14 protein-coding genes are annotated in these 18,247 nt (G+C 50.9%); 4 read left to right on the forward strand and 10 right to left on the reverse strand.

What is annotated here, in order from left to right; translation table 11 throughout:
• Window positions 1-866: 866 nt before the first annotated feature.
• Together LWL52_RS09715 and LWL52_RS09720 are read left to right on the forward strand one after the other, a co-directional pair.
• A complete protein-coding gene (locus LWL52_RS09715) occupies window positions 867-2,723 on the forward strand; it encodes a M2 family metallopeptidase (RefSeq protein WP_242919279.1) in 1,857 nt (618 codons plus the stop codon).
• Between the two features lie 161 nt (window positions 2,724-2,884).
• Window positions 2,885-4,438 carry a glycosyltransferase family 39 protein gene (locus LWL52_RS09720; protein ID WP_242919281.1) on the forward strand — a complete coding sequence of 518 codons (1,554 nt, stop codon included), beginning with the start codon at window positions 2,885-2,887 and terminating at the stop codon, window positions 4,436-4,438.
• Between the two features lie 7 nt (window positions 4,439-4,445).
• Here the strand turns inward: LWL52_RS09720 and LWL52_RS09725 are convergent, their stop codons facing one another.
• Together LWL52_RS09725 and LWL52_RS09730 are read right to left on the reverse strand one after the other, a co-directional pair.
• Window positions 4,446-5,165 (reverse strand): pirin family protein, encoded by a 720-nt coding sequence (locus LWL52_RS09725; protein WP_242919284.1) that lies wholly within the window; start codon window positions 5,163-5,165, stop codon window positions 4,446-4,448.
• Between the two features lie 163 nt (window positions 5,166-5,328).
• Window positions 5,329-6,108, reverse strand: a complete 780-nt coding sequence (locus LWL52_RS09730; RefSeq protein WP_242919286.1) for an XRE family transcriptional regulator — start codon at window positions 6,106-6,108, stop codon at window positions 5,329-5,331.
• A gap of 513 nt (window positions 6,109-6,621) precedes the next feature.
• Here LWL52_RS09730 and LWL52_RS09735 point away from each other — a divergent pair.
• Entirely contained in the window at window positions 6,622-7,992 is a 1,371-nt protein-coding gene (locus tag LWL52_RS09735; RefSeq protein WP_242919288.1) for a S8 family serine peptidase, read from the forward strand.
• A 95-nt stretch (window positions 7,993-8,087) separates the two neighbouring features.
• Here the strand turns inward: LWL52_RS09735 and recQ are convergent, their stop codons facing one another.
• The gene (gene recQ / locus LWL52_RS09740) at window positions 8,088-10,226 is read right to left on the reverse strand and encodes a DNA helicase RecQ (protein ID WP_242919291.1); all 2,139 of its coding nucleotides are present in this window, start codon (window positions 10,224-10,226) and stop codon (window positions 8,088-8,090) included.
• A 181-nt stretch (window positions 10,227-10,407) separates the two neighbouring features.
• Between recQ and LWL52_RS09745 the strand changes: the two genes are divergently transcribed.
• Entirely contained in the window at window positions 10,408-10,755 is a 348-nt protein-coding gene (locus LWL52_RS09745; protein WP_242919293.1) for a four-helix bundle copper-binding protein, read from the forward strand.
• A gap of 79 nt (window positions 10,756-10,834) precedes the next feature.
• On the opposite strand, the gene LWL52_RS09750 is transcribed toward LWL52_RS09745, so the two are convergent.
• The 7 genes from LWL52_RS09750 to LWL52_RS09780 all read right to left on the reverse strand — a co-directional run bounded on the left by LWL52_RS09750 (window position 10,835) and on the right by LWL52_RS09780 (window position 18,214).
• On the reverse strand, window positions 10,835-11,167 hold the full coding sequence (locus LWL52_RS09750; protein WP_242919295.1) for a phage holin family protein: 333 nt from the start codon (window positions 11,165-11,167) through the stop codon (window positions 10,835-10,837).
• Window positions 11,168-11,380: 213 nt separating this feature from the next.
• On the reverse strand, window positions 11,381-12,451 hold the full coding sequence (locus tag LWL52_RS09755) for an agmatinase family protein (RefSeq protein WP_242919297.1): 1,071 nt from the start codon (window positions 12,449-12,451) through the stop codon (window positions 11,381-11,383).
• Between the two features lie 22 nt (window positions 12,452-12,473).
• The gene (gene speE, locus LWL52_RS09760; protein WP_255748928.1) at window positions 12,474-13,775 is read right to left on the reverse strand and encodes a polyamine aminopropyltransferase; all 1,302 of its coding nucleotides are present in this window, start codon (window positions 13,773-13,775) and stop codon (window positions 12,474-12,476) included.
• A gap of 139 nt (window positions 13,776-13,914) precedes the next feature.
• Entirely contained in the window at window positions 13,915-14,724 is an 810-nt protein-coding gene (locus tag LWL52_RS09765) for a putative phage abortive infection protein (RefSeq protein WP_242919301.1), read from the reverse strand.
• A 51-nt stretch (window positions 14,725-14,775) separates the two neighbouring features.
• Window positions 14,776-15,420 (reverse strand): chemotaxis protein CheC, encoded by a 645-nt coding sequence (locus LWL52_RS09770; protein WP_242919303.1) that lies wholly within the window; start codon window positions 15,418-15,420, stop codon window positions 14,776-14,778.
• Window positions 15,421-15,461: 41 nt separating this feature from the next.
• A complete protein-coding gene (locus tag LWL52_RS09775) occupies window positions 15,462-17,096 on the reverse strand; it encodes a chemotaxis protein CheA (protein WP_242919305.1) in 1,635 nt (544 codons plus the stop codon).
• Entirely contained in the window at window positions 17,093-18,214 is a 1,122-nt protein-coding gene (locus LWL52_RS09780; RefSeq protein ID WP_242919307.1) for a chemotaxis protein CheB, read from the reverse strand. The genes LWL52_RS09775 and LWL52_RS09780 overlap by 4 nt, the downstream gene beginning before the upstream one ends.
• Between the last annotated feature and the right edge of the window lie 33 nt (window positions 18,215-18,247).

The raw sequence follows: 18,247 nt of genomic DNA on the forward strand, positions 1-18,247 counted from the left end.
CTTTGCTAAGTATAACATATACCTACTATTTATACTTCCAGGATAGTATGGAAGTTTCTCCTGGCTCGGAACGCTAAATTCATGTCATAGAAAGGGGCAAGTATAAAGAGAAATCGAGGAATAAGTGAATGCTTGGAAACGCCACACCTCCAGAAAATAATAGAAGCGATCTTGAGGCGAAAAAAACAATTAGTAAAGTATACAGTGACTCAATTAAGAGAGAGACGTATCTTTTTACAGGTATTCTACTGTCTATTTACTAATTATTTAATGGCGCAGGTTTTTAAACCAGTATCGTAGAATGATGTGGGTTTGTAACCCGACTGGCTCGAAGAGCCAAAAACACCCGGGAACCACAAGCTTTATACTTTAAAACAGCGCTGCAGCAGTTTTAAAGGCTGTATTAGGTCTAGGCGAGCCCGTGTAATCAGAGACTACACCATATTAATAGTCACCAATCTGGAGATTGGCGCCAGAGTAAATAGAGTAGTATAGTATAGGATGAACCTACCCAGAAATTTGGGCCTCCTTTATAGGTATACTTTGTTCCAAAAGTGTGACTAACCAAACCTTCAACTTACCCAAATATGGTATAAAAGCCATTTGTGCTTTCGTTTGCAGGAAACTTGCTTCTTGGTAGGCTCAGATTAAGAATTCCGGCCGTTTTATACTTGTATCCTGATCATCAAGTATATCTAAGCGTGTTGCTGCAAGCGAAGTGAAATCCCTTGTAAAACATCTAAGGACAAGTTCTTCCTCCCTTACCTTCCTTCATTACGTTAAGGTATCAGCAGAAGTATATGGCACCAAAGTTGGTTGACAATCTTGCTGCTACCAACTAACTTAGTATAAAACCTCACATAGATATGAAAAAACTAGTTTATACCGGCTATACAGCGGCTATACTTCTTGCTGCCTGCGCCGCCCCAAAGCTTACTACTAGCCCGGCTGCAACAGAAACGACCACAGCTACTACCGAGAGCACTCCGGCTGCACCTACCCTCCAGCAACAAGCACAGGCTTTCCTGGACCAATACTCCCATACTTACCAGAACCTATATACCCAATCGGCGGAAGCGGAATGGCGCTCGAACACCCACATTGTGGAAGGCGACTCGACCAATGCCATTGCAACCCGCAAGGCCAACGAGGCCTTTGCCGCTTTTACAGGAAGCACCGAAAACATCAACACCGCCAAGGCCATGCTGGCCAAAAAAGACCAGCTCACCCCCTTGCAGATCAAACAATTCGAGGCCATCCTGTATGCCGGCGCCAACAACCCGCAGATCATTCCGGATGTGGTGAAAGCACGCATCAAGGCAGAAACGGAGCAAACGGAAAAGTTGTATGGCTTCGACTATAAGGTGAACAAAAAGTCTGTTTCTACAAACGAGATCGACGACATCCTTAAAGATGAAACCAATACAAAGAAGCGCCTCGCTGCCTGGAACGCCAGTAAAGCAGTGGGCCCTACCCTGAAAGAAGGCCTGCTGAATTTGCGCCAGCTGCGCAACAAGACGGTGCAGAGCCTTGGATACGACGATTACTTTACCTACCAGGCATCGGATTACGGCATGACGCGTGCCGAAATGATGGACTTGATGAAGCAGATCAACGAGGAACTTCGTCCCTTGTATAGGGAGCTGCATACGTATGCCCGCTATGAGCTGGCGAAGAAGTATGGCGTAAAGCAGGTACCCGACTATTTGCCTGCTCATTGGCTGCCTAACCGCTGGGGGCAGGACTGGAGCCCGATGGTGAATGTAAAAGGCATTGACCTGGATGCAGCCCTGAAACCGAAAGGTGCGGAATGGCAGGTAAAACAGGCCGAGCGCTTTTATATTAGCCTGGGCTTTCCGCAACTGCCGCAAACCTTCTGGGAAAGATCGAGCCTGTACCCTGCCCCTGCCAACGCTGATTACAAAAAGAACAACCACGCCTCTGCCTGGCACATCGACCTGGACAAAGACGTGCGCTGCCTGATGAGTGTAGAACCGAATGCCGAATGGTACGAGACCACGCACCACGAACTGGGCCATATTTATTACTATATGACTTATACCAACCCTGATGTACCGGTACTGCTACGAGGCGGTGCTAACCGGGCGTATCATGAAGCGATGGGTAGTTTAATGGGCCTGGCCGCGATGCAAAAGCCTTTCCTGGCTAACCTGGACCTGATCGATAAGAATGTGCAAACCGACGAGGTTCAGTCGCTGTTGAAAGAGGCGCTGAATTACGTGGTGTTCATCCCATTCTCTTCAGGAGTGATGAGCGAATGGGAAAAAGATTTTTATGCCGATAACCTGCCTGCCGACCAGCTGAACAAGCGCTGGTGGGAGCTGACCAAAAAGTACCAGGGCATTGTGCCTCCAACCGAGCGCGGCGAAGAATACCTGGATGCTGCCACAAAAACACATATCAACGACGATCCGGCTCAGTATTATGATTATGCCCTATCATATGTGATCCTGTTCCAGTTGCATGACCATATCGCTAAAGAGATCCTGCACCAGGACCCGCATACTACCAATTACTATGGCAACAAGGAAGTGGGCAAGTTCCTGCACGATATCATGTACCCGGGCGCTTCGGCCGACTGGCGCCAGATGCTGAAAGACAAGACCGGCGAAGAGCTGAGTGCCCGCGCCATGGTCGCTTACTTCCAGCCGCTGATGGACTACCTCAAACAACAAAACAAAGGCCGCAAGTATACATTATAGTCTTCTCTTTTTATACTCCAGAAAGCAGCAAGGGCCAATGCCTCTGCTGCTTTTTTGTTTGATGCCAATGCACCGGAAAGGCACTGACAGAAAACAACTTAAATATAGTATAGCAAAGTATAAGTATAAACTGATTATCTTTCCCAGTAAATCCCCTTCTCATGGCAGTAACAGGCACTTACCAGGCTTCAGGAGCTACCCGGTTGGCTATAGCGGGCTTGGCTTTATTTAATGTAGTGCTGCACCTACTGTTTTATAACAACCTGGAATACCACCGCGACGAGCTGCTTTATTTTTCGTTAGGGCAGCATCCGGCTTTCGGTTATGCCAGTGTTCCGCCGCTTATCGGATGGGTGGCCGCCGGGCTGCAATTCCTGTTCGGCTACTCCCTGTTTGCAGTAAAGATACTGCCAGCTATACTTAGTGGGGTGATGGTTATACTTTGCAGTGCTCTAACGCGGGAGCTTGGCGGCCGATCGTATGCGCAGCTATTAGCCGCCATTGTCCTTATATTTACGCCGCTTTCCCTTCGTACTTATTTTCTCTACCAGCCTGTTTTCCTGGATGTGCTGTTCTGGACCTGGCTTCTTTACCTGCTCGTCCGCTACCTCAACACCAACCACGACAAATACCTGTTATACTTTGGGGTGGTGCTGGGATTTGCCTTGCTGAATAAATACCTGGTGGGCCTGCTTGTAGTGGGCTTGCTGCAGCTGTTGGCGCTCACGAAAAAGCGCGAGGTTTTTACCAGAAAAGCTTTCTACATAGGTATGGCAGCGGCCCTATTGATCTTCCTGCCCAACCTGTTATGGCAGCTCGCAATGGGCTTACCGGTTTTCCACCACATGCAGGAGCTCAACGATACCCAGCTGGTGCATGTTGATCACGGAGCCTTTCTGGCAGATCAGCTGCTCATCCCGTTTGCCGCTTCGTTGCTGACGGTGCCCGGCCTGCTTTTCTTGCTGCTTCACCCCCGCATGCAGCGGTACAGGTTGCTGGGCTTTCTGGCCCTGCTCGTAGTGGCTGCCTTGTTGCTGCTGCGTGGCAAAAGCTATTATACTATGGGCATCTTCCCGATGCTGATTGCAGCGGGGGCTGTTTTCTACGAAAGCGTACTGCAGCGGAGTGCTTTCCGCGCTGCTATTCCGCTGCTGGTTATTTTGCTGATGCTGCCATTCCTACCCATGGGTCTGCCTATATTCAAATCCGCGGGGCTGATTCGTTACTTCAACCTGCTTGAAACAAAGTATAACATTGATCTGGGAAGGCGTTTTGAAGATGGCACCATCCACTCGCTGCCCCAGGATTATGCCGATATGCTCGGCTGGGAAGAACTGACGGCGCTCACCAACAAAGCCTACCAGCAGGTGCCGGATAAGCAACACTGCCTTATTTATTGCGAGAATTACGGACAGGCGGGCGCCATTTATGTCATCGGTAAAAAGTACGGCTTACCGCAGCCGGTGAGCTTCAACGAGAGCTTCCGGTACTGGAGCCCGCGCAAATTCAGGCAAAACATCACCCACTTCATCTACATTAACGATGAAATGGGTGACGATGTGGTTCAGGCCTTTGGCAAGATCGAAGTGATCGGTAAAGTATCAAACCCCGATGCGCGCGAGTATGGCACCACCGTTTACATGTGCAGCAAGCCAACACAGGACTTTAACATCCTGTGGCAGGCAGCCTGGAAACGGGTGGAAAGCAGCAACTAGCGGGTGCTTAATAATTTGCTTCGGTAGCGGGCACGTCGATCAGCATAAACGAAGTATCGGAATTGGCATGCAGCGTCACGATATCCTGGTCTTCCAGACGGATCTGGTCGTGCTTTTCCAGCTCCACGTTGTTTACCAGCAGGTCTCCCTCCGTTACATAAATAAGTGTTTTGCGGATCTTAAAGGTTTGGAAGATGAATTCGTGCCCTTCTTTAAAATTGCCATAATACACGGTTGAGTTGGAGTTCATAAAAACGACATCTTCCAGCACTTTCTGGCCTGTTGCCAGCGGGATGAGCTTGTTCTTGCTATCCAGGAAGTCAACATCCATTTGCTCATATGAAGGCGCAAGCCCCCGTTTATTGGGCAGGAACCAGAGCTGGTAGAGGTGCGTGGCTCCTTCGCCGGCATTACTTTCGGCATGGGTAATACCGGTACCGGCCGTCATGCGTTGCACCTGCCCGGCTTTGATCGTGGTTTCGTTTCCCAGGCTATCAGTGTGTTTAATGGCGCCATCAAGCACCACCGTAATGATCTCCATCTCGGCATGCGGGTGCTCCGAAAAGATTCCCTTTGGCCCGATATGATCATCGTTAAACACGCGCAATGGCCCGAACTGTACGTTGCTGGGATCATAATAATCGGCAAAAGAAAAAAGGTAGTTGGACGTAAGCCAGTCTCCTACCTTCGCTTCGTGGCGTTCAGTAGCTGTAATTATTTTTATCATTGCACAGTGTTTAAGGTTAAGGTATCCGTTTACTCGTTCAAGTTAGCTTTACGCATGCAGTTCAATTCTTGTTAGAAAAGGCGCTTTGTGCCGAGAGGCTGCCCGGAAAATAAAAAAGCCTACCCCGTTTCCGGAGCAGGCTAATTGTATCTGGTATGATTGCTTATTCGGCTTTCTTGAGCTTGAGCATTTCCTTCTGCAGGTCCAGTACGATAGAAGAAAGCTTGTCGAGCGACAGATCAGCTATCGGGAATGTGGAACTGATATAGGACCTGGCCTCCCAGATCTCAACTACATCCTCTATGTGCAGCTCGTAAGGCGAGTATAAGGGATTATCGGAGTGCAGCCGTAGCATGGCCGTATCCTTTATCTTGTTGTAGATGCGCTTAAATACCACGCCCTCTTTCTGGCTGACAATGATGCAGGGGGTACCGTCTTTGATGGTGCTCCAGTCCTCTACAAAGCGCCCCACGATCACGGTGCCGGAAGCAATCGGCAGCATGGAGTCACCGGAGATCTCGAAAGCCCGGAACGTACCGCTATTGCCCAGCATCGGTAACCGGAAACGGGGCAACTCCTCAATGTATTCCGGGTCTGCATACCCGTTCAGGTAACCGGCACTGGCCTTTAACGGTACCAGTTCTATATTTTCGCGCTGGTCCTCATCCACCGTAATGGTAAGCACCCGCAGATTTCCGCCGGTTGCCTGCGCTTTTCCTGCTGCCGGTTTTGTGGCGGCTGAAAGATCCTGTGTGATCAGGCTATCGAGCGAGATATCGAAGAGGTGTGCAATATTAACCAGGGTACTTAACTTAGGTTCTGCACGGCCCTCTTCGTACGCCCCGATCAGAGAACGTTTAATGTCCAGCTTTTCAGCCAATTGCGCCTGTGTATAGCCAACAGTTTTACGCAAATGCCTGATATTTGAAGTTACATTTTGCACCTTTTTGCCAATTAAGTTAGTGTATAAACTCCTTTACGTGTCAGATGGGAGTTTACCTACGTAAATTTACTAATTTTTTAAACTAAAACTAATTTTATTAGCACAAAAGTTCACTTAATCTTCATAAAGCTTCGCTTCTAAGAAACAACTTTTTGCAAGCCTATACTAAGTTGTTTATAAAATCCTATTTATTCTTTTATTCCTTTATAACCTATCCTTGCATTATACTTCTGTTTACAATTACATTTATGAAATTTTTAAAGCCGGAAAAAATAACTAGCATTTAACAGTTGCTTTCAGAATTCCGCCTACAAGTAAATAACACAGGCAAACACCTGTTTATGAAAGGTAAAGCAAATACAAATCCTTCGTTCCTGATCTATGTATAATTGCACTTTATATTTCGGCCTGCTTCTTAAACTTTAAAACAATACCCTTACACTATATTAATAAAGTACATAACGCCTACTTGCCTGATCAACTCCAACTTTTAGCCCTATTACCATTTAGCCTATGCTTCCTTTTGCTTTACACAAAACTTTCTGTGCCGCAGCTTTCGCAGCAGGAGCCTTGCTTCTTTATGGCTGCCAACCGGAAGAGGAGTTGCTGGCAAGTCAGTTCGCTACGCCCGCTGCCCAACAAAACAGCGCAAACGGACAGGCCATTGCAGGCCAGTACCTGGTGGTGCTTACAAGCCAATCTACCGGTACAGCAACCATGGCTACGGGCAGAGAAGCAGGGCGCTTAAAACAGGACCGTCAGGAGTTGTTACAAGAGGCTAAGATCAGCAGCAAAGACCTGAAGCAAACGTTTGAGGGGGCGGTGAATGGCTTTACAGCGACACTGACCCCGGAGCAAATAAAGATGCTGCGCAACAGCTCCAAAGTTGCCTACATCGAACAGGACCGGATTATCTCGCTTGTGAACACCTTCCGGAAAGACTTCCCGCTGAACAAAGGCAAAGGCACGCCAGGTAATACGGCGCCTTCACCAACGCCTACGCCGGCACCCGCTCCTGCTCCGGAACCTGCACCCACCCCGCCGCTGCCGCAAACGCCGCCTGTTCCCGTGCCGGCACCTACGCCGGCCGCTCTCCCTTACCTTCCTATCACGCTCATGGCGGGCGAAACTGTGCCCTGGAATATTGCCCGCGTGGGCTATGGCGACGGCACAGGCAAAACGGTGTGGATCGTAGACTCCGGCATTGATACCGACAATCCGGACCTGAACATCGACCTGGAAAGAAGTATGTCGTTTGTGTATGGCGTGCCCTCTGTGGAAGACGGCTACGGCCATGGTACCATTGTGGCCGGCATTGTGGCTGCCAGAAATAATGGCGCCGGGGTGCTGGGCGTTGCGGCCAATGCCACGGTAGTGGCCCTGCGCGTATTTGATGATGCCGGACAAGGAACCGTGTCCCGGGCAGTGGCAGCCATCAACTACGTCATTGCGGCGGCCCAACCCGGCGATGTGGTGAACATGAGCCTGGGCGGTGGCATCTCGTCCACCCTCGACAATGCGGTGCTCACCGCTGCGGGCAAAGGCATCCTTTTTGCCATTGCTGCCGGCAACAGCGGGGTAGACTGCGCCGGGGCCTCACCTGCGCGGGTAAATGCAGCAGGCGTGTATACGGTTTCAGCCATGGATGCTTACGCGCGCCTGTGGTCCGGATCTGACTATGGCTTATCGGTTGATTTTGCTGCGCCGGGTGTAAATATCATCTCTACAAACAAAGCAGGCGGTTTATCCTCCGGATCTTCCGGCACCTCTTACGCTTCGCCACATGTGGCCGGCATTCTGCTGCTCCGCGGCGCAGTAGCCTCGCAGGGAACCATCACCGGCGACAAAGATGCCTCACCCGACCCGATTGCTTCGCTCAACTAATAATAATTCGTAATAAGTATAAACAAAGCAGGCTGCCCGATAAGGAGCAGCCTGCTTTGTTTATACTGTACTGTTTGTTGCGCCGACAAGGAAAGCTACCACGACATTTCCTTTTTATACATTGATACCGCCAGGCGTATTTTATAATACTCATACTTACCTTCCAGGTGCTCGAACAAATCCTTAAGTTTTGCCTCGGTGCCATACTTGTCCAGCATCTTGCCAATGGCCTTATATTCTGCCTTGTTTACGTAGTGTTCGATCGGAATATCATAGCCCTGCTCATATAAAGTGGCCAGGTGCGAGTAAATCGTCACCGGGTTCAGGTTACGCTCCTTGGCAATGTGGTCGGGCGTATGACCTTTCTGAAACAATTCGAATGTGACCAGATGCGTAGCTCCTTTCAGCTTGTTGCCTTTTGCCTGCTCCTCGGTTACAAAGTCGATAATCTCGTTGATAAATGCATCGCCATAGTGGCCATACTTGAGCTGGCCCACCCCCGAAATAGCCAGCATCGAGATTTTATTCGTAGGTCGCTCAGCCGACATTTCCAGCAGGGTGCTATCAGTAAACACCACGTAGGGCGGCACGTTCGCCTCATCGGCTATGCGTTTTCGCAGGGCACGTAAACGGTCAAACAAGGCATCTTTGATCAGCTCCTTTTTCGGTCGTGGTTTAAAGCGTTCCTCGGCTTCTTGCTGTTTTACCTCTTCAAATTTTACGAGCTGCACCTGCCGGTTCTCAAAAAGCACCTGTCGGCTCTGCTCGGTCAGCTTTAATGTATAATTCTGATCATAGGCTAGTTCTATGAGCCCGGCATTCAGCATCTGGTGCAGGTAACGGTTCCAGTCCAGCGGGCCAATGTCGCGCCCGGCCCCATAGGTTTTGATCTTATCGAAACCACCCTGCAGCACGAGACTGTTGCGCGAACCGCGGAGCACATCAACCAGCAGCCCCATTGTCACCTGCTCCTGTGTGCGGGCAATGGCCGACAAAGCTTTCTGCACGATCAGAGTGCCGTCGAAGGTGGTAGGCGGGTTGCGGCAGATGTCGCAATTACCGCAGTCTTTCGTCATTGCTTCGCCAAAATACTGGAGCAGGATGCGCCGGCGGCAGGCGGAAGCTTCGGCAAACTGCTGCATGCGCTCCAGTTTTACCAGCTGCAGTTCTGTCTGGTTTTTATTCCCTTCCCCTTCCGAGAGCATGTTGCGCATGTTCATCACATCGGCAAAGGAATAAAACAGCAACGCATCCGAATTGGCCCCATCCCGGCCGGCGCGGCCAATTTCCTGGTAATAGCTTTCGATGTTCTTGGGCAGGTTATAATGGATCACCCACCGCACATTCGATTTATCGATGCCCATACCGAAAGCTACGGTCGCACAAACGATCTGCACGTCGTCGCGCAGGAACTGCTCCTGGGCTTTGGAGCGCAGCTGCGGGTTCATGCCGGCATGGTAAAAGGTAACTTTGTAGCCGCTGGCTTTCAGCTTCTGCGCCAGCGATTCGGTGGCTTTCCGGCTCAGGCAATAGATAATGCCCGGCTGGCCGTGGTGGCGCGCCAGAAATTCCTCGATGTGCTTGAACCGGTTCTGGCCGGGCTTAACAGTCAGGTTAATATTAGGCCGGTCGAAAGAAGATTTGAAAACCTTTGGGTTAGCCAGGTGCAGCTGCCCCTGGATGTCTTTTTGCGTCAGCTTGTCGGCGGTAGCGGTTAACGCCACGACCGGCACCTGCGGAAATTGGTGCTTTAGAGCCTTGAGTTGGGTATATTCCGGCCGGAAATCATGCCCCCAGGCCGAGATACAGTGCGCCTCGTCCACAGCAAACAGCGATACTTGCAGGCGTTTGAGAAAAGAGAGAAAACCCGATGACAAAAGTTTTTCCGGCGACACGTACAGCAGCTTCAGCTCGCCTTCCAGGCACTTGTTCTCGATCGCATACTGTTCGTCGGCCGTTAAGGAGCTGTTCATGTAAGCAGCTGTAATACCGTTGGCATGCAGCGCCTCCACCTGGTCTTTCATTAGCGCGATCAACGGGGAGATCACCACGCAGATGCCCGGCAGCACCACCGCCGGTACCTGGTAACAAATGGACTTTCCGCCCCCGGTTGGCATCAGCACCACTACATCCTTCCGCTGCAGAATGCTTTCGATGATCTGCTCCTGCATGGGCCTAAACTGGTCATAGCCGAAGTATAGTTTAAGTGCCTCGCGTGCTGCTCGTATATCCATGGGTCTCTCTTTCGCTTTGCAGATGACAGGCCGGCGGTCTGCTCCTCATCATACTACAAAGATAGCTATTAAAATTAGCAATGGCAGGTTTGAGGTCCGCTTTCCGTGGCCAACAAATAACTCTGACAAATGGCTCCCGTAGTTTAATTACATACTAACAATTATTTAAAGTTCTTAAACTATGAAATCAGAGCAAACGAATAACCTCGAACACCTACTTGTAAAATGCATGACCGCCTGCGAAACCTGCGCCACACTTTGCCTGCAGGAAGATGACGTGAAAATGATGGTTCCCTGCATCCGGCTGGACCGTGATTGTGCCGATATCTGTGTGCTGACGGCACAGTTTGTTGCCCGGGATTCGGCCCATGCCGTGCATGTGATGAAAGAGTGTATTGAGATATGCCGCAAGTGCGCTGCTGAGTGCCGAAAGCATGACATGGATCATTGCCAGAAATGCGCCGATGCCTGCGAAGAATGCGCCGATGCCTGCCAGCAATGGATTGGCAGCAGAAAAGCCACCGCATAGTATAAATCACATTAAATATAAAAGCCCCGGCGCTGCTGTTCAGCGCTGGGGCTTTTGCTTGTCGCTGCTTTAGCAGCGATTAAAAAATAGCATCCAGAATGGCTGTCACAATAGAGAGCACCAAACTGAAGATCAAAGCCCACAGGAAGCCATCCACCGAAAAGCCCGGCACCAGGTAATCAGCCAGTAATATGATGAGCGCATTGATCACCAGCAGGAACAGGCCCAGCGTAAGTATGGTAACCGGTATGGTCAAAAACACAAGTATAGGGCGCACAATCGCATTTAATATGGCCAGCACCAGGGCCAGGATAATGGCAGTAACAAAGTTGTCGATGCTGACGCCCGGAAGCACGTAGGCAGAAAGCATAGCCGCTGCGCCCACGATCAATAATCTGATAATAAATCCCATAGTTTATAGCTTAAAGAGTATATAGTATAAAGTATTCCGATACATACGCACCATCTCCAAAGAAAGATAAGTTTGCTTTTCCCGCTGCCTATCCGAAGCCCGCAGATACCTGTTACAAATATTATAAAAATCGAAAGCCCGCAGTTTATTCTTGCTGCGGGCTTTCTGACTACCAGGTATAAGAGGCGGGCAACACCTCCGCTCCGGGGTGTTTTATAGCTGGGCCTCCAGGCGCTTCTGCGATACGGCTGCCCAGTTGCAAAGCTTGTAGAGCAGGCGGGCGCCTACGTTTCCGTTCCACTCGCTGTCGCCGGGGGCAACTTCGCACAGGTCAAATCCTATGATCTCGCGGCCGGATTTTACCAGCTGCTTGATCAGGTAAACAGCCTGTTCAAACTCGAGTCCGCCAGGCACGGGCGTACCGGTTGCCGGGCAAAGCTTCGGGTCCAGTCCGTCAATATCAAAGCTGATGTATACTTTCGGAGGCAGCTGGGCAATGATCTTTTTACACTCTTTTTTCCAGCTGTCGCCAGCATACATGTTTTCCTTCAGCGTAGCGTCATAGAAGATCGTCACGCGCCCGTTGGACTGCTCGGCCAGTTCAGCTTCGGCCTGACATAGGTCGCGAATGCCCACCTGCACCAGTTTTTTTACCTGCGGCAGCTTCAGGGCATTATACATGATGGAAGCATGCGAATACGTAAAGCCTTCGTAAGCTTCGCGCAGATCCGCGTGCGCATCAACCTGCAGTATGCCGAACTCCTCATTTTTTTCGGCCAGGGCGTGCAGCAGGCCCAAGGGGGTGCTATGATCACCGCCTAATACGCCAACCAGCTTATTCTGCTCCAGGTAACCTAAAGCTTTCTGCTTCAGCCACTGCAGCATCTCCTCCCCTTTTTGGGTGATCTGCTGAGGAGTTTGCTCAAAGGCTGCTCTCCCGGTTTCGGGGCTGCCGTCTTCCAGCCAGTTGATGTACTGCTCGGCCTGCTGGCGGAGCTCCTCGCTGGTCGCCTGCCACTCGCCGGAGATCTCTTCCATGGCAATCCCCAGCTTCCAGGCATCCCGGATGGAAGGTTCAAACAGGTCGATCTGCGGAGAGGCCTCTTTGATGGCCTGCGGCCCCTGTGCTGTGCCGGCGCTATAAGAAACCGTTACTTCCCAGGGTGTCGGAATGAGGACCACTTCGGCCTCCTCAATAGTAAAAGGAAGGCCAAACAGGCCGCCGTTCACATCGCCCACGCCATTGGGATCAAAACTGGCTATTTTTTGTTCTTTGCTGTTCATATCTGTTTTGCGCCGGAGCGGTTTATAGGTTAACTTCAATAGATGGTTTAAGCAGCTCCTTCACAAAGTTCGGAAGGGCAAATGCGGCCGTATGGATCGCTTCGTTATAGTATTTGAGGCCCTGCTGCTGCGAGAACCGGGCGGCCGCTTCGCGGTCGAAGTGCAACGGATGCGAGGCGCCTTTGGAGGAATACGAAAAGCTCCAGGTCCCGGTCGGGTACGTCGGGATAGCAGCCAGGTAGCAATGTACCTTGTCCTGCCCGAATATCTGCTTGTAGGTGTCGTATATCTCCGTGAATACACCACTGTTAAAGCGTGGCGATTCCGATTGCGTGATCATCAGCCCGTCCGGGGTAAGGCAGCGGTATACCTGGCGATAGAACTCGGCTGTAAACAAGCCTTCGCCCGGGCCAACCGGGTCGGCAGAATCCACAATGATCAGGTCGTAACGGCCATCGGCGCACGCGTTGATATACTTAATACCGTCTTCCACCAGCAGGTTAAGGCGCGGGTTATCAAACGAAACGGCTGTTTCGGGCAAGTGCAGCTTGCATGCCTCTATTACCAGTTCATCAATTTCCACCAGCGTTACTTCCTCCAGTTGCTCATGGCGCAGCAGCTCGCGCACCGTGCCGCCATCGCCGCCGCCAATAACCAGGGCGCGTCGGGCCTGCGGATGGCTGAACATGGGCACATGCGTGATCATCTCGTGGTAGACATACTCATCTTTCTGGGTGCACATCACCATGCCATCAAGCGTAAGCATGTTTCCGTAGGCCAGGGTTTCGTATACTTCCACACGCTGGTAAGGCGAATCTTTTTTGTAGAGCTGGTTGCCTGAGTGCTTCAGCGACAAGGCAATATTCTCGTCCCGCTCGGTAAACCATACATCGCGCGTAATGGTGCCGGCCGGCGCTCCCGGTGCCGCGGCTTCGGTCCGCAGGCTTTCCAGGTTAAACTCTTTGCGCGTGAGCAGGTCTAGTTGCCCGCGGCGGCACTCCATCGACGAGCCATGCCCCGCTTCAAAGGCCTCTTTCAGAAATTTGTAAGACACCCACGGATCTACGGAGTCGCCGCAGGTAAACAGATCGACGGCGGCATAGCCATACTCAGGCCAGGTATGTATAGCCAGGTGGCTTTCCTGGATCACGACAACGCCCGAAACTCCGTAGGGGGAAAAATGGTGAAAGGTGCTGTTAATAACGGTAGCTCCGGCCGTTTCGGCGGCAGCTACCATGCTGTTCTCAATATGAACAACGTCGTTCATGAGCTCAGGAGAGCAATCGTAAAATTCAACTAAAATGTGTCTGCCTAACGCGTTCATCCAGTGCTTTGGGGTAAGTTATAAAATTACTGAGAAGGCAAAACAACGAAAACTATGGCTATAATCAAAAGTATGGCCGGCACTTCGCTGTGCGCCGGCCTGCCGGAAATGTTTCTGACGCGGCCAAGCCGGCAAGCTTTTACGGCAGCTCTGTGGCAATGATCGCTTCCACTTTATACTCCTCCGCCATATCTCCGAACACATCAAACGTATTGTGGAAGCTCTCAAATTCTTTGAGCAACTTATACTGGGCCACGTGGTAGAGCAGGAAAAGCTCCGACTGGGTAAAGCTTGCCTTGGTAATAAAGCTGTAGTATTCTCCCTCGTCCTGCGCTTCGGAGCGGTAGCGCTGGATCAACTTGAAGAGTACGCTCAGGTTTTTGAGGTAGGGATTGAGGCTGGACTGGTAAAACTGAAAATGGTAAATAAAATACTCCTGGAAAACCCGTGAGAGGTGCTCGGGTGTTTTTTCGGCAGGCGCCATCGTGCGCACATGCTGCACAAAAGAGGACATGACCTTCTCCTGAAAAAAGACAAAGAAATTAGTGCCTGACCAGGCGCTGTTGTTGATGTCGTAGGCGGTGAGCGAGCTGATGATCTCGTCGTGCTTGCTGATGAAGCTGATAAAGAGGGTCGAAAAGTTCTGCTGCTGGTAGATGCGCTGCGTTTTATGCAACTCGATGCGCTGCAACTCGAATTCGTTTTTCTGGTAAGTCAGCGTAGCAAAGAAGAGGAACACACCGGCCAGGGCCCAAAGCGAGCCCACAATGCCGCCGATAAACTCGCCATACTCGCCAAACACATTTCCTTTGCGCTGTTCCGGCTCCAGGTATAGCTCGTGCAGGAGGTTGAATTTGATGGTGCCCCAAACAAGGACGATGGTGCCGGCAATGATGAGCAGGTAGCCGGTAAGCTCATAAGCACTAAGCTTTAATTTTGGTGCGGACATGCGCAGAAGTATAGCCGTATAAATTGTCAGCCATACTTACTGCATTTGGCCTTACTCGGTTTCCAGCATCGGGTTATTTTCGGTGCCGAACGAGCGGATGATATCGAGAATTTTAAGCAGCGTAGACGTATCGAAAAAGAGCAGCAGCGGTAATTCCACACTCTTGAAATTATGCGTGAACTGGGTAATGACTGTGAACACCAGCGGCTGGAAAAGCGGGTGTTGCACCAGAATATCCTTTAATGAGTCGGCAATGTGGCTTTTTGGCAGCCGGGGAGGTGAGCCGTAGATATCGGCTTTCAGGATGTTGGCCAGCTGCGTGACCAGCGCCCCGGTTATGATGTTACTGATCTCGAGCAGCAGCGATTCCTGCATCACCGAGAGCTCTCCTTTCTGCACGTCGATCATACTCAGGCATACTTCCGAAAGGCGTACGATATGATCGTCGGAAAAAAGCATGAGGGTGGCGCCGTTAAAATCGCCTTTGATGTCGGAGAGAATGATCGTATGGGTATCCTCATAGCGGGATACCAGCTGCAACAGGTCCTTTACCTCTATCAGCTGAATATCCGGAACTTTGAGCAGCACTTTATCCCGGGCCACCACTGCAAAGGAATCTGCTGCACGAGCAAGCCCGATATTGAGTATTTCTTTGATGATATCGCGCTCTAACTCTGAAATCTGAGGTTCCACCATACTTAGTAAATTCTTAGTTCCCTTAACCATCGACGCACTCTTTACCTTCTGTTTATAAAAAATCGCGTGATTGCCGGTACATCCAGTACCAGGCAAACCTTTCCGGTGCCAAGCAATGTAACGCCTCCATAGAGGTCAATGTTTTCAAGTGGTTTGCTCAGGGGCTTCACCACTATATCTTGCTGGCGGTATAATTTATCTACAATCAGCCCTAACTTCCGGTTGTTGTACGCCACCACAATGATGTTCTGTACATTTCCTTTCAGCCGGGATTTGTCACCAAGTTTCATATTGGCCTCATCGGCATTTAAAAGCTCGTGCAGGTAAACTACCGTCACGGTCTCTCCTTTGATATCGGCTACCAGCATATCGCCCACTTCGTGCAGCTCATCGATGTCCATGGCCACCACCTGGTCGGTATGGATCAGTGGAATGCCGAAGAAGATACTGTCCACTTCAAAGAGCAGGGCGCCTTTTACCGCAATAGAAGTCGGCAGGCGCATGGTAAAGGTTGTTCCCTTGTTTCTTTTGGAGTCCACCTGCAGGCGGCCGCCAATCGAATCGATCGCATTCTTCACCACATCTAGCCCTACGCCCCTGCCCGAGAATTCGGTTACTTCGCGGGCCATGGAGAAGCCGGGCTCAAACAAGAACGAGAGCACCTCCGACTCCGACAAGTTGCTGGCAACATCCGCTGACACCAGGTGCCGCTCTACCGCTGCGCGTTTTACCTGTTTCAGGTCAATGCCTTTGCCATCGTCTGTCAGCGTAATCACCACATTCTCGCGGTCGCTGCGGGCGGTAAGCGTCAGGTTACCCGTTCCGGGCTTGTTGTTTTTTTCCCGCTCGGCCGGTGCTTCAATCCCATGGGTAATGGCATTGCGCACCAGGTGCAGCAACGAGTCGGTAATGATCTGTAGAATGTTCCGGTCGATCTGGATGTCCTGACCTGTCAGCTCCAGGTTTACCTTCTTTTTCTCAGCTACAGCAATATCGCGCACCACACGCGGAAATTTGTTAAAGAGCGTGCCTATACTTACCAGGCGGGCATCCATCACGCTATACTGCAGCTCGTCGGTAATGCGGTAAAGGTGCGAACTAACGGTCTTTAACTCATCATTTTCTGTTTCGCGACTAATCGAAAGGATGCGGTCGCGGTCGATCATCAGCTCGCCCACCAGGTTCATCAGGTGATCTAGCTTCTTGATCTGAATGTAGATCAGGTCAGAGAGCGACAGGTTCTTGGAAGTATGATACTTCTGTACCTTGGCCAGTTCAATGGTGCTGTCTGATAGACTGTCTACAATAATATCCAGGTTGCGCAACAGCACCGGATCGGGTTCTCTGGCGGACTCATTGTCGATGTTGGTGATCAGCTCACCCAGCATGTCAATGCCGTCAAAAAGTACCGTTACCACCTCGTCGCTAAAGCTGAGCTCCTTGTTGCGGATCAGGCTAAAGGCCGTTTCGAGCTTGTGCGACACATCCGAGATCTGCAGGTAGCCGATGGCTTTTGCATTCGCCTTCAGGTTATGCAGCAAACGGAAGATCTCCGCCAGGGTCTGATCGTCCTGTGGCTGTTTCTCCAGTACGCTGATATGCCTGTTCAGCGCATCGTAATATTCGAGCGCTTCAGCGATAAATATCTCTTTGTATTCCTGTTCTCTCGATTTCATACGGCGGTGCCAGTGGCACTAACTACGTCCTGCCGGGCTGATAACCGGTTTAAGTAATGCGGAATATCAGCTAAAGGCAGTACCTGATTGGTAAATCCACTGTCGATGGCGGATTTAGCCATCCCGAAAATCAGGGATGTTTCTTCGTCCTGGGCGATCACGAGCCCGCCCCTGCTCTGGATGTGGCCTGCGCCTTTGGTGCCATCTTTTCCCATGCCGGTAAGGATGACGCCAATTACCTGTTTTACCTCGCTTTCAGCAACCGACTGCATCAGCAGGTCTATACTTGGCTGATCGAAAGAGTCCGAAGGCTCCGTGGAAAAACCAACTTTTAGATTGGCCTTATTGCCCATTACAGGGACTACCACTATGTCTTTGCCTCCTGGCGCCACGATGATCTTGCCTTGTTTGAGCAGGAGTCCTTCGCGGCCTTCCTCCACTTTCAGCTTCGTGAGCTCCCGTAAACGGGCAGCAAACGATTCGGTAAAGCTCTTCGGCAAATGCACCACTATCACCACGGCCGCCTGTAGCATGGGCGATAACTGCTTTACAATCGTTTCAAGAGCCTGCGTGCCCCCGGTAGAGGCTCCGATCACAATGACCGTTTCCGGTGCGCCCTTCAGGCGCTTTGCAGGAATCAAGGGTAAAAAGGACAATTCCTGCTGCAATTGCGCCAGGCGCTCTTTCGAGTCCCAATGCGGCGTATGCCGCACTGCCCGTACTTTTGAAATAACTTCCGAAGCAATGCCGCGGTAGTTAGTATAGTATGCGGGACCCGGTTTCAGCACGATGGCATATACGCCCAGTTCTGTAGCCTGTTTTACCAGCTCCAGCGACAGCTTTTCTTTTGCTATCAGCAGGATCACCGGTGTGGGCTTTTCACTAAAAATGCGCTTCAGCACCAAAAAATCCCGGTTGTCGGGCAGCATGTTATCCAGTACCACCACATCCGGCTGCTGGCTGTGTAAGGCAGCCAGCAACTCATCGGCCCCTGCTGCCTGGCCCTTCACACCCATATCCTGCTCGGCGCTGATGATATCGTCGAGCACCAGCCGGTGGTAACCGGATGAAACAGCAATAATTACTTTGATCTTCTCCTGCACGCTTCTTCTCTCCAAAAGGGGTAAAAATTACTGCCTGAGACGGAAATT

The sequence above is a fragment of the Pontibacter liquoris genome (genome assembly GCF_022758235.1).
Lineage (GTDB): Bacteria > Bacteroidota > Bacteroidia > Cytophagales > Hymenobacteraceae > Pontibacter > Pontibacter liquoris.

Bases quoted from the DNA above. Each gene is read 5' to 3' on its own strand.
- LWL52_RS09715 (WP_242919279.1), top strand. From the start codon at position 867: ATGAAAAAACTAGTTTATACCGGCTATACAGCGGCTATACTTCTTGCT.
- LWL52_RS09720 (WP_242919281.1), top strand. From the start codon at position 2,885: ATGGCAGTAACAGGCACTTACCAGGCTTCAGGAGCTACCCGGTTGGCT.
- LWL52_RS09725 (WP_242919284.1), bottom strand. From the start codon at position 5,165: ATGATAAAAATAATTACAGCTACTGAACGCCACGAAGCGAAGGTAGGA.
- LWL52_RS09735 (WP_242919288.1), top strand. From the start codon at position 6,622: ATGCTTCCTTTTGCTTTACACAAAACTTTCTGTGCCGCAGCTTTCGCA.
- recQ (WP_242919291.1), bottom strand. From the start codon at position 10,226: ATGGATATACGAGCAGCACGCGAGGCACTTAAACTATACTTCGGCTAT.
- LWL52_RS09745 (WP_242919293.1), top strand. From the start codon at position 10,408: ATGAAATCAGAGCAAACGAATAACCTCGAACACCTACTTGTAAAATGC.
- LWL52_RS09750 (WP_242919295.1), bottom strand. From the start codon at position 11,167: ATGGGATTTATTATCAGATTATTGATCGTGGGCGCAGCGGCTATGCTT.
- LWL52_RS09755 (WP_242919297.1), bottom strand. From the start codon at position 12,451: ATGAACAGCAAAGAACAAAAAATAGCCAGTTTTGATCCCAATGGCGTG.
- speE (WP_255748928.1), bottom strand. From the start codon at position 13,775: ATGAACGCGTTAGGCAGACACATTTTAGTTGAATTTTACGATTGCTCT.
- LWL52_RS09765 (WP_242919301.1), bottom strand. From the start codon at position 14,724: ATGTCCGCACCAAAATTAAAGCTTAGTGCTTATGAGCTTACCGGCTAC.
- LWL52_RS09770 (WP_242919303.1), bottom strand. From the start codon at position 15,420: ATGGTGGAACCTCAGATTTCAGAGTTAGAGCGCGATATCATCAAAGAA.
- LWL52_RS09775 (WP_242919305.1), bottom strand. From the start codon at position 17,096: ATGAAATCGAGAGAACAGGAATACAAAGAGATATTTATCGCTGAAGCG.